At 37.8% G+C, this 12,337-nt stretch carries 10 protein-coding genes; 6 read left to right on the top strand and 4 right to left on the bottom strand.

Features of this window, described 5'->3' with window-relative positions; all coding sequences use genetic code 11:
- Positions 1 to 20: 20 nt before the first annotated feature.
- Entirely contained in the window at positions 21 to 587 is a 567-nt protein-coding gene (locus Q1K37_RS02040; protein WP_300408864.1) for a hypothetical protein, read from the bottom strand.
- Between the two features lie 28 nt (positions 588 to 615).
- Positions 616 to 2,976 carry a glycogen/starch/alpha-glucan phosphorylase gene (locus Q1K37_RS02035; protein ID WP_300408863.1) on the bottom strand — a complete coding sequence of 787 codons (2,361 nt, stop codon included), beginning with the start codon at positions 2,974 to 2,976 and terminating at the stop codon, positions 616 to 618.
- A 145-nt stretch (positions 2,977 to 3,121) separates the two neighbouring features.
- On the opposite strand from Q1K37_RS02035, the gene Q1K37_RS02030 reads away from it, so the two are divergent.
- From Q1K37_RS02030 to Q1K37_RS02010, 5 genes are read left to right on the top strand one after another with little or no spacing between them, the layout of a single operon-like run.
- Positions 3,122 to 4,192, top strand: a complete 1,071-nt coding sequence (locus Q1K37_RS02030; protein WP_300408862.1) for a D-alanine--D-alanine ligase family protein — start codon at positions 3,122 to 3,124, stop codon at positions 4,190 to 4,192.
- Positions 4,192 to 5,574 carry a UDP-N-acetylmuramoyl-tripeptide--D-alanyl-D-alanine ligase gene (gene murF, locus Q1K37_RS02025; RefSeq protein WP_300408861.1) on the top strand — a complete coding sequence of 461 codons (1,383 nt, stop codon included), beginning with the start codon at positions 4,192 to 4,194 and terminating at the stop codon, positions 5,572 to 5,574. The genes Q1K37_RS02030 and murF overlap by 1 nt, the downstream gene beginning before the upstream one ends.
- Before the next feature lie 9 nt (positions 5,575 to 5,583).
- The gene (locus Q1K37_RS02020; protein ID WP_300408860.1) at positions 5,584 to 6,030 is read left to right on the top strand and encodes a DUF188 domain-containing protein; all 447 of its coding nucleotides are present in this window, start codon (positions 5,584 to 5,586) and stop codon (positions 6,028 to 6,030) included.
- Positions 6,020 to 6,943 carry an ATP-binding cassette domain-containing protein gene (locus Q1K37_RS02015; protein ID WP_300408859.1) on the top strand — a complete coding sequence of 308 codons (924 nt, stop codon included), beginning with the start codon at positions 6,020 to 6,022 and terminating at the stop codon, positions 6,941 to 6,943. Before Q1K37_RS02020 ends, Q1K37_RS02015 begins: the two co-directional genes overlap by 11 nt.
- Complete coding sequence (locus Q1K37_RS02010; protein ID WP_300408858.1) at positions 6,943 to 8,187, top strand: ABC transporter permease; 1,245 nt, start codon at positions 6,943 to 6,945, stop codon at positions 8,185 to 8,187. Before Q1K37_RS02015 ends, Q1K37_RS02010 begins: the two co-directional genes overlap by 1 nt.
- Positions 8,188 to 8,278: 91 nt before the next feature.
- On the opposite strand, the gene Q1K37_RS02005 is transcribed toward Q1K37_RS02010, so the two are convergent.
- Together Q1K37_RS02005 and Q1K37_RS02000 are read right to left on the bottom strand one after the other, a co-directional pair.
- Positions 8,279 to 10,366, bottom strand: a complete 2,088-nt coding sequence (locus Q1K37_RS02005; protein ID WP_300408857.1) for a heavy metal translocating P-type ATPase — start codon at positions 10,364 to 10,366, stop codon at positions 8,279 to 8,281.
- Between the two features lie 3 nt (positions 10,367 to 10,369).
- Positions 10,370 to 10,708: a metalloregulator ArsR/SmtB family transcription factor gene (locus Q1K37_RS02000; RefSeq protein WP_300408856.1), complete on the bottom strand. Its 339-nt coding sequence runs from the start codon at positions 10,706 to 10,708 to the stop codon at positions 10,370 to 10,372.
- Positions 10,709 to 10,849: 141 nt separating this feature from the next.
- Between Q1K37_RS02000 and Q1K37_RS01995 the strand changes: the two genes are divergently transcribed.
- Positions 10,850 to 12,337: a cell wall-binding repeat-containing protein gene (locus Q1K37_RS01995; RefSeq protein ID WP_300408855.1), complete on the top strand. Its 1,488-nt coding sequence runs from the start codon at positions 10,850 to 10,852 to the stop codon at positions 12,335 to 12,337.

The raw sequence follows: 12,337 nt of genomic DNA, 5'->3' as shown, positions 1-12,337 counted from the left end.
ATAACACCTATTAAAAATTTCTACCAAGTAATTCCAAATTTACCAGTCTTGGCATTTTCAATCATTTGACTAAGAACATCCATTGAACTATCCAAAGACCAGTCTATCTCTTCGTGCATAATCCTAATGACGATGTAACCCTGCTTTGTTGCAACTATGTCCACCAAACTGTCCTTTAAGGCGTTTGGCAAAGCTATGGTGGAACTGTCATTTACTTCTTTGCATTTCTTTATCCAGAACTTTCTAGGATATCCCAGTTTCAAATCCTTTGGATAATTTTCTAAGGAGATTTTTCTATCCTGAGTAAATTTTCCCATGCCATCGTAAACAAAGATCATCCTATGTTCTTCATTGAAGGCAGTCAACATGATATCATCCCAAAGTGACTTTAATTCTTCCATGTCGTACTTGTTGTCAAAGGCCCTTAGAATATTTTCAAGGTCCTTATCCCCCTCTATTGTAGGCTCTAGGAAATCAAGTTTTTGATTGTATTCCACGTCCCCTTCAAAGTAAATCCTTATAGCCTTTTTCCAAGCTTCTATCTGTTCTTTTTCCTCGTGTTTTCTACTAAAAATACTATTACTCAAAAATCTCCCTCCCTTCTTTATAGATTAACTAGATATTCCATATCTCATCGGCATATTCCCTGATGGTTCTATCAGAGGAGAACTTGCCGGCATTTGCAATATTCATCAAACTCTTTCTTGCCCAGTCTCTCTTATCCCTATATGCTTCATTTATCTTCTCATGGGCCTTTCTATACTCATGGAAGTCATATAGGACAAAGTAATTGTCAGCATATGGATTTCTCTCATTTACTAGTGCATTGTAAATTTCTAGAAACATATAGGAACCATTGTCATTTATTTCATCTGAAAGCAAGGTGTCAACTGTCCTCTTTAGGATAGGATCCTTTTCGTAAAGCTCTCTAGGGTTGTAAGTGTCTTCGATTTGGCGTAGTTCTTCCACCTTAGCTCCAAATAAAAAGTTGTTCTCTACCCCTGCCTCATGGAATATCTCGATATTGGCACCGTCAAAGGTTCCAAGGGTTAAAGCTCCATTTAGCATAAATTTCATATTACCTGTTCCAGAAGCCTCTTTCCCTGCAGTTGAGATCTGTTCTGAAATATCACAAGCAGGATATATCTTCTCACCGTAGGTAACACGGAAGTTTTCCACGAATACCACCTTTATCTTCTTAGATACCACTGGGTCGTTATTAACCAGCTTTGCAACCTCGTTAATAAATTTTATAATGGATTTTGCTCTAAAGTAACCTGGTGCAGCCTTTCCTCCAAATATAAAGGTTCTCTTTGGTATATCTATTTCTGGATGTTCCTTGATGGTGTGATATAGATATACGATATGAAGGGCATTTAAAAGCTGCCTTTTATATTCATGGATTCTCTTTACTTGAATGTCGAAGATAGAATCCGGGTCTATGTCAATTCCCTCATTGGACTTGATATATCTTGCTAACTTGGCCTTGTTGTTTTGTTTTATCTCCCAAATTTTATCAAGCACATCCTCATCATCTACATATTTTTCCAAATCCTTCAATTTAGAAAGATCCTTGGTCCAACTGTCGTCGCCAAAGAGTTCAGTTATATAGGATGCAAGTTCTGGGTTACTATAAAGTAGCCATCTTCTAGGCGTTATACCGTTGGTCTTGTTTAAAAATTTATTTGGATATAATTCGTACCAGTCCCTTAAAGTTTCCTGCTTTAAAATCTCCGTATGAAGTTTTGCAACCCCATTTACCTTTATAGATGTATAGATTGCAAGGTTTGCCATCTTAACAAGTCCATTTGATATGATTGCCAAATGGTCTATGGTCTCTGGAGAATATCCCCTTCTCTTTAACTCTTCCTTAAACCTTCTATCTATTTCTCTAATTATCTCTAGGCACCTTGGGTTGGTGGTATCTAAAATATCCTCAGTCCATTTTTCCATAGCCTCTTCCAAGATGGTGTGGTTTGTAAAGGCAAATACTTCACTGGTAATCTTCCATGCATCATCCCAGGACAAAAAGTTTTCATCCATAAGCACTTTCATAAGCTCTGGTATGGCCATAACTGGATGGGTGTCGTTTAGCTGAATGATATGATACTTTGGAAAGTTTTTAAACTTGATATCAAGGGGATAATTTTTCTTATACCTTGCTACCATATCTTGAATGGATGCAGATACGAAGAAATATTGTTGCTTAATCCTTAAAATCTTTCCCGCTTTTTGTGAGTCATTTGGATAGAGCACTCTGGTTATGTCCTCTGCCCTATTCTTTGCAGACATGGAGTCGTCGTATTGGAAGTTGTTGAATTTCATAAAGTTAAATCCATCTACCGCCTCTGCCTGCCATAGTCTCAAGGTGTTAACCCTTCCAGACCTATAGCCTATTACAGGACTGTCATAGGGAACTGCATATACCATTTGATCTTTGAATTTTACAATTTTTGTATCCGCCTGTCTTCTAACGGACCAATTGTCTCCAAGGGCAGTCCAGTCATCCCCCTCTTCCCTTTGAAATCCCTCTTGGAAGGACTGTTTAAAGAGCCCTTGAGAATATCTAACTCCATATCCTTGAAGTGGCAAGTTTTCTGTAGCAGCAGACTCCATAAAGCAAGCTGCCAGCCTTCCCAGTCCTCCATTTCCAAGGGCCGGGTCCTCTTCAACATCTTCAATGGTGCCCAAGGACACTTTAAGTTTATCTAAAGCCTCTTTTACCTCGTCATAAATTCCATAGTTTAAAATATTATTTCCCATGGACCTTCCTATTAAAAACTCCGCTGAGAAATAATAGGCCTTTCTATTGTACTTGTCTTCTTTTCTAGTTTTAATCCAATCTTCATTAATCCTTGACATTATCGCCAATGAAAGTCCATCATACTTTTCAACTGTTCCCACTTCATTAATCTCTTTACCGGTCTTGTACTTAATCAAATCTTCTACTATATCAATAAGTCGTCTTTGAGTCATTTGAACCTCCATTTATAAGTCCTCTTTTTTTCAGGATACCCTACAGTAATATACCCCTTAATTTATATTATAGTATACTTAAATTGAAAAGACAGCAAACTTATAGTATTATAAACCTATTCAGAGGAACAGGAGACAGTAAAATTTGAAAAATATATATGTAATCTACGGTGGAATATCCGTTGAGCACGAAGTGTCCATCCTTTCTGCTCAAAATGTAATCAATGGATTGGACAGAAAAAAATTTAGAGTATATCCTCTATATGTAGACAAAAAGGGACGTTGGATTCCCTATGGTGAATGTAGGGACTTCATAGAGGACTATAACCAATTAAAACTGGAAAGTAGCGACAGCCTTTGCGGTTCTATTTCCAAGTTTTTAACTGATTATTATAAAGAGGAAGAGGACAATGTGTTCTTCCCAATAGTCCATGGTACTTATGGAGAAAACGGCGAACTACAAGGCTTCTTGGAGATTTTAGATGCTCCTTATGTGGGAAATTCAGTACTTGCTTCTGCAGTTTGTATGGATAAGTCCCTTTCAAACGAAGTCTATGAAGAAAATGGTATACCACAAGCAAAGTTTAAAGTTGTAACTAAACTTAACTACAGGGAAGCTTTGGAAAATAGTGATGAAATAGTCAAATATTTGGGCTTGCCGATTTTTGTAAAACCTTGTAACTCCGGGTCATCCATTGGTGTTACCAAGGTTGTAGAAGAGGATATGTTAAAAGAAGCTATCGAAGAGGCTTTGAAGTTTGACAATAAAGTCCTATTGGAAGAGGCTATCCAAGGTGACGAGTTACAGGTTTCAGTTATAGGAAACGACGACCCAATCGCCTCCCTACCTGGTGTATCCAGAGTTCAACAGGAGTTTTATAACTATGAAAGCAAGTACTTTGACGATAGCACTATTCATATAGTGCCCTTTGAACTTCGTGAAGGGGAGACAAAAAAAGTTCAGGATTTGGCAAAAAAAGTTTACACTCTTTGCAATTGTTCTGGCTTTGCTAGGGTAGATATATTCTTAAGGGATAGCGATAGAAAGATGTTGGTAAACGAAATAAATACCGCTCCTGGTATGACCAACCACTCCATGAGCACCATGCTTTGGAAGGTTACTGACGGAACTGAGTTTCCTCAACTTTTGGAGAAACTCATAGATTATGCAATAGAAAGGTATAATAAGGATAAGGAACTTATAAGGGAAATATAATGATTGAGAGAAAACTATTAGACATTGCAACTATGTGCAATGGAGAGCTTTACAATATATCCCATAGGGATGTTTTGATTAAAGGTGTCTCCACAGACTCAAGATCTGTAGAAAAGGATAATCTTTTCATTCCCATAGTTGGAGAAAATTTTGACGGCCATGACTTTGCCTTCGATGCATTGGACAAGGGTGCCGGGGCAATTATCTGGGAGAAAAAGAGGTTTTTGCCTAGAAATGACATTCCTGTAATCCTAGTTGAAAATAGTTTTGATGCCATGGTCCAATTGGCAAAGAGCTACCGACTTTCCTTGGATTGTAAGGTGGTTGCCCTTACTGGTAGCAATGGCAAGACGACTACAAAGGATATCATTGCTGGGTTATTAAAACAAAAATATAAGGTACAAAAAACCGAAAGAAATTATAATAACGAATACGGTTTGCCAAAGACCATATTCTCCTTAGACGAGGACTGTGAAGTGGCAGTTTTGGAACTTGGAACGGAAAAATTTGGAGATATTGCACTATTGACGGATATATGTCGTCCCGACTATGCAATTATCACCAATATCGGCGACTCACATCTATTGAAGTTAAAGACCAAGGAGAATATTGCAAGGGCAAAACTAGAGATATTAGAGGGTTTAAGCGAAGATGGAATCTTCCTTTACAATTGTGATGACCCTGTACTTCGTAAAGTAGTTAAGGAGTTTAAACTTCCTGAATCCACTTTAACCTATGGTACGGGAGAAGGCTGTGACTTTGTCATTGAACCAGGAACAGCAGATGCTTCTGGAACCACTTTCTCCTTGGATAACCATATCTATTCTGTGCCACTACTTGGTTATCATCAAATGTACAATGGCGGTATAGCTATAATCATAGCTGAATTCTTTAAATTGGATTACCCATCAATTGCAAAGGGACTTACGGACATCGACTTGACGGGTATGCGCAATGAGCTTATCCACTTAAAGACCTTCGATATTTTAAATGACTCTTACAAGTCAAATCCTCAGTCTTTGGAAGCTTGTCTAAAGACGGTTTACAGTCTAAAGGGCTACGATAAAAAAATCGCCATCATAGGAGATATGTTGGAGCTTGGTGTAAACGAAGTCCAAATCCATAAGGATATCGCCGATGAACTGGATCCAAGTAGTTTAGACTATGTATTGACCATTGGGGAATTGGCAAAAAACATTTACAAAGCTGCTAAGCTTAACTTCCCAGAGGAAAGGTGTTTTCACTTTGAGTCCAAGGAGGATTTGTTAATCAAGTTGAAAGAAATTTTAACTCCTAATACCCTAGTTATGGTAAAAGCCTCTAGGGCAATGAAACTAGAAGAGATTGTACAAAGACTAGAAGAATATGGAAAATCCTTATAAGAGGTATATATGATTATTTATGTAGATGGAGATAGCTGCCCAGTCATCTCCATTATTAAAAATATTTGTGAAAAAAAGGGTATTGAATACATGGTGGTAAAGGACTTTTGCCATGAGCTAAATCTCCCTGAAGAGAACTGTGTCACTGTGGATTCAGAAAAAGACTCTGCCGATCTTTTTATAGCCAATAGAATCGAAGATGGAGACTTCTTAATCACCAATGACATGGGGCTTGCTTCCGTGGTCTTGGGGAAAGATGTAACTGTTATCAATTTTTATGGAGAGATTATCAATGAATATAATGTGAATGCATTTTTATTTCAAAGACATATTTCTCAAAGGGAAAGAAAAAACAATATCTATAGAATAAGACATAAAAAGAGAAGCCAGCAAAATGACGACGATTTTGAAAGGGTTCTCTTATCCAAATTGACAGGAGGTAAATATGAAGCTTGAACTTAAGGATGTCTGCAAATCCTTTTCCGGAAAAGAGATCTTACACAATGTAAACTTTTCCATAGAAAGCGGTAGAGCTATGGGTTTTCTCGGAAGAAACGGTGCAGGTAAGACTACGACTATTAGAACTTTGATGAATGTTTTTAAGCCAGATAGTGGCGAAATACTACTTGATGGCAAAAAGTTTAAAAGATCCGACTACAAGATTGGCTATCTTCCAGAGGAACGTGGACTCTATGGCAAGATTCCAATTTTAACTCAACTGACCTATCTAGGAGAGTTAAAGGGAATGAATAAAAGCGATGCCAAGGAATCTGCTAAAAATTTATTAAAAGAGGTGGAATTGGAGGGGTATATGAAACAAAATCTAGATACCTTATCCAAGGGAAACCAACAAAAAGTTCAAATTTTACAGGCTATAATAGACGATCCAGATATTGTAATCCTAGATGAGCCCTTTAGCGGTTTGGACCCAGTCAATGCATCGGTATTAAAGAATATAATCCGAAATTTAATTGCAAAGGGAAAACTTGTAATCTTCTCCAGTCACCAGATGTCCTATGTTGAAGAATTCTGTGACGATATCACTTTTATTAAGGATGGACAGATAATACTTTCTGACAACTTAAAGGATTTGCAAAATCGTTATGGCAATGGCAGATATAGAATAAATATTTCTGGTTTAGATGAAGATGTCGACCAAATTTTAAAACAGGCTGGTGCTACAAATGTGGAATTTGATGAAAAATCCAATATTGTAACTTTAACTTCAACCGATTCTTCTAATTTCTTAAGGAATATACTGGATAAGGGCTTTGTGGTTGAAAGTTTTTCCGACTACATTCCTTCATTGGAGGATATCTTTATTAAATTGGATGAGGAAGTAAACTCTAGGAAAGGAGCAAATGTATAATGAGAGATACACTAGTTATATTTCTATTTGAATTAAAAAATAGACTTCAACAAAAAAGCATAATAATCACAACCATAATATTTGCTGTACTTGCATTTGCAGGACCCTTTATTCCTAGGTTTGCCCAAGACTTCATGCCCGCCGACGAAGGCGGCACAGAAGGACAGGGCAAGGGAAAACCTCAAGTAGTAGGATTTATAAATGAAAATGGTCAAGTGAATTCAGATTTTATAAAGGCTTCCATGGAAGGCTATGAAACAAAGGAATATAAGGACTTGGAAACTATGAAAGAAGATATCAAGTCTAAAAAGGTGGAGTCAGGATTTGTATTTAAAGACGAACAAAATATAGATGGTTACTACAGAAACCAAGGCCTTTCAATAGATGAAATCACCCAGTCCCTAATGGATAATGGTCAAAACTATTTAAGGGATGAAAATCTTAAAGAAAGGGGAATAGACCCACAGGCTGTAAAGGAAGCTGAAGAGATAACCCTTGAAGTAAATCCCAACTCCCTGGGAAGAAATGCTCAAACAGGATTTATAGCTGGATACCTTGGAATGTTTGTAGTCTATATGACGGTAATCCTATTTGGAAACCAAGTTGCAACTTTGGTGGCTAGGGAAAAATCCGACAGAACTATGGAAATTCTAATTACAACCACTAAACCAACGGGACTTATAGTTGGAAAGGTCTTTGCAACTGCTATAATCTCCGTAATGCAAATGTCCCTAATAATATTGGCTCTATTTGTTGGATACAAGCTAAATATTTCCTACTACCCACCAGGACTATTGGAGTTTATTCAAGGTTCCTTTAATGCAAAGGTCTTGGCAGTATTTATGGTCTACTATATTCTGGGACTTCTTTTATACCTCTTCCTATTTGCATCCCTTGGCGCTTTGGTATCAAAGGTTGAGGAAGTTGCAAATGCTGTTGGCCCAGTGTCTGTAATAATCATTTTTAGTTTTATTGTTACAAACTTTACAATGCAGACCCCGGAGTCACCTGTGCTTAGAATTGCATCCTTGATTCCATTTTCTAGTCCAATGGCGTTTTTCACCAGGTATACCCTTATAAGTATTCCTGTAATAGATTTTATAATCTCCCTAGGCCTTTTGATTTTGGCGATAATCCTCCTTGCCTATATCTCCATCAAGATATATCGCTTGGGAACCCTTAACTATGGTAATAGGATTAAGTTCTTTAAGGCCCTTAGGATGATTATGGAAAAAGACGAATAGAATTATTAAACAAGAAATAATTGATAGACATTACAAAACCCGGGAGTCTTCCCGGGTTTATCTATATCTATTTTAAATTACAGATTCTACTTTAGTTTTCTTTTATGAACATTATTCTCAAGGAGTTTAATACCGCCAATAATGAAACTCCAACATCGGCAAATACTGCAGCCCACATATTGGCAAGTCCAAAGACCCCAAGTATCATAACCAAAACCTTGATGGTTAAGGCAAATATGATATTTTCTAAAGCTATAAGCTTGGTCTTTTGGGCTATTCTATGAAATAGGGAGAGCTTTTTAAGCTCTGTTCCCATTATGGTAACATCGCCAGAATCGATGGCGGCGTCTGAACCAAATTCTCCCATGGCTATTCCAACGTCTGAGATTCTAAGAACCGGTGCATCATTTGCCCCATCACCTACAAAGGCCACTTTACCCTCTGCCCTTTCCTTTATCTCTTCAAAGATTCTAACCTTGTCCTGAGGTAGTAGGTCGGCTTTAAAGTCATTTAGTCCCAGATCCTTAGCAAATATTTCTGCAGACTCCCTTCCGTCACCTGTAAGCATAATCTTATTTTCTATGCCTTGGTCCCTAAGTTCCTCTAGAGAATTTTTAGCATCCTCCTTTAATGTGTCTGCAATTTCTATATGTCCTAAATTTTCTTGATTCTTGCTTAGATAGATAATTGTTCCAGGAGAGTTGACCTTTTCCACTTGGATTTGATTTTCTTCCATCAAGGTCCTGTTTCCAAGAAGGATCTTTTCACCATTTAGAACACCTTTCATTCCCCTTCCTGGAATATCTTCAATGTCATTAATTTCCATGGCTATATCTTTATTAAAATACTCTTTAATGGACTTGGCAATGGGATGATTTGAGTTTTCTTCCATCTTCTTTGCGATAGAGAGCAGCTCTTCTACACTTCCCGAGTTAGCCTTTACATCCACAACCTTAAACCTTCCTTCTGTTAAAGTTCCAGTCTTGTCAAAAATAATAGTATCCACTTTGGTCATGGACTCTATATAGTTGGAACCCTTTACTAAAACTCCATATTTGGAATTTACTCCTATGGATGCAAAGTAGGCAAGTGGTATGGAAATGACCATGGCACATGGGCAGGATATAACCAAAAATGTAAGTGCTGTGTATATCCACTTTCTAAATGGTTCGTCTATGATAAGCGGTGGCACTAGAGCTATTATTAGAGCCAACAAAACCACTATGGGCGTATAGTATCTAGCAAAAACGGTGATGAAATTTTCCGTTTCCGACTTTTTATTACTTGCATTTTTAACCAAGTCTAGGATTTGACTTACCGTTGAGTCCCTGTATTCCTTTTCAACCCTAGCTTCTATAACACCTTCATTGTTAATTGAACCAGAGATTATCCTGCTTCCCTCTTCTACAACAACTGGCATGGATTCTCCTGTTATCGAAGAAGTGTCCAAGGAAGTCTTGCCAGATATGACAATGGAATCCACAGGTATTTTTTCTCCAGGCAAGATTCTTATTATATCCCCTACCTTTAACACGGCAGGTTTAACTACTTTAACTTCTCCGTCCACTACTAGATTTCCAGACTCCGGTTTCATCTTAACCAGGGATTTAATGGATTTGGTGGAGCTATCCACTGCCCTATCCTGTAAATATTCCCCTAGGGAGTAGAGTAACATAACCATTACCCCTTCTTCCCTCTGTCCTATTAAGATGGCACCGATAGTTGCAACGGACATTAAAAAGTTCTCGTCAAATACCTGTCCCTTCGAAATGTTTATAAATGCGGTCTTAAGCACAGAAAATCCTACAACTAGGTATGCAATGATTTCAACTATAGCACTTAAGGTTTCGTTTTTATTTTTTAAGAAAAAGGCTACCGCCATAAGGCCTATGGAGATGAGCATCTTCAAGACATCTTCATTAAAACCCTTCTTATCTTCATTTTCTTCCTGGTCAATATCCTCCTTTAAAACTTTAAAGCCTGTCCCAGGCTCAATTCTATCCACAATCTTCTTAGATTCCTCTAAGACTTCTTCATAGTTTCCATCTTCTGTCTCCACAAACAAACTGCTATTTAATACATTTACAGTAGCAGTCTTAACATTGGGGAGACTTTGTATTTCCCTTTCTATCTTTCCTGCACAATTTGCACAGGTCAATCCTTCTAAAATAATTTCCATAATCTACTCCAATATATGATCTAGTCCACTTTGAATGATTTCGCTAATATGCTCATCGTCAAGAGAATAGTAGATTACCTTTCCTTCTCGTCTATTTCTTACAATCCTTGCCTGTTTTAAAAGCCTTAACTGATGACTTACCGCCGACTGGCCCATCCCTAAAACCGACGCCAAGTCGGATACACAAAGTTCTCCATTGCCCAGGGTCAAAAGTATTTTTAACCTGGTGGAGTCAGAGAACATCTTATAGAAGTCAGCTAAGTCGTATGTATCTTCTTCTATAGGCAAATTGTCCATGGCTTTAGTTACTAAATCTTCATCTATATAATTTTTCTTATCCATATTCCCTCCTATGTTCATATGAGCAACCATTCATTCGTTAACTTTATATTAGAATAAAATAGTGGAAAAGTCAAATTATCCTAATTTTGCTTTACATAGCTTAGGGAAATATAATACTATAGTCATATAAGGGAGGAAAGAATGAAAGATAAGAAAATTTTTAGACATTTAATTACATTTTTAATATGCATTTCCATGGTTATTCCTATAAATACCATCGCCTTCGCCCAAGAGGCAAGGACTAACACACCTATTTTAGGAAAACCAAGTACTACAGTACATCAGATGAAACTTTGGGCAAAGAATAGAAACGCCAACCAATTATTTATCGATTTGGCGCCACTATACTATTCGGTTTCTGTATCCAGAGGAGTTGACCCCGCTGTTACCTATACTCAATCAGCAAAGGAAACAAACTTTTTAAGATTTGGTGGAGTTCTAGATGCATCCTATTTTAATCCCTGTGGTCTTAAGACTACAAAGGGCGGCGGAGACAAGGACCCGGAAGCCCATACTAGATTTTCATCATGGGAAGAGGGAATCACAGCACAGGTAGACCATTTAGCTCTCTATGCAGGAGCTGCTGGGTATCCTAGGGCAAACACCCCAGATCCAAGACATTTTGGTTCCATTCACGGTAAAGCGCCAATGGTAGAGGACTTAGGTGCAAATTGGGCTCCAAGCAAAGACTACGGCCTGGAAGTTGTGGATATGATGAATGTTTTACACACCTTCCCCTATAGTACCGTAAAGAGATTGTCTGGTAATACCAGATTTGACACCTCTGCTATCATCAATCAATATGCAAAGGTGGATTCAAATATTGCGGTTATTTCCAACGGACATTCCTTCCCAGACAGCATTACCGCTTCCATATTGGCAGGTAATTTAAATGCCCACCTGCTACTAAATGACCCGGGTAGAGTGACTGGAGAAATTAAAAACCTTATGCTTACTAAGAAGATTTCTACAATCTACTTAGTTGGAGGAAAGACATTGCCTAAGGACTATATCGACTCTTTAAAGTCCAGTGGCATTTCCATTCACTATGTAAAGGGAAAGAGCCGATACGACACAGCAGTAGAGGTTGCAAGACAAAATAGTCAAAGTGATGTCATATTCCTTGCAAATGGCGTCAATTTCCCCGATGCACTTAGCATTGCACCAATTGCGAAGATGAAAAATGCAAATCTACTTTTAACCAACGGCAAAGTTTTAGAGCCTGCAGTGGTGGATTTAATAAGTTCTGCTAAAGAGGTATATATTGTAGGTGGTGACAGCTCCATTTCAGTGGGTATTGAACAATTCATTAGTAAGAGAGTTAAGAATGTCACCAGACTTTCTGGTAAATCCAGATATGAAACTGCGGCAAAACTTGCAAATAACTACTATTCAAATCCAGACTATATCATGTTAGCTTCTGGTGAGGACTATGCAGATGCCCTTTCTGGTACTACTTTGGCAAATGCCCTAGGCGGACCTATTCTACTTACTAGAAAAGACGAGTTGCCAAATGACTTTGTAAGCTATATCAAGTACAAGAAGGTAAATACTCTATATATACTAGGTGGAACTGGATCCATTGGAAAATATGTAGAAAATCGAACAAAATTATTCTTAGATATGTAA

The sequence above is a fragment of the Lagierella sp. genome (genome assembly GCF_029983815.1).
GTDB lineage: Bacteria > Bacillota > Clostridia > Tissierellales > Peptoniphilaceae > Mediannikoviicoccus.
The sequence above is the reverse complement of the archived record's forward strand: the minus strand, read 5'-3'. Positions and strand labels throughout refer to the sequence as shown.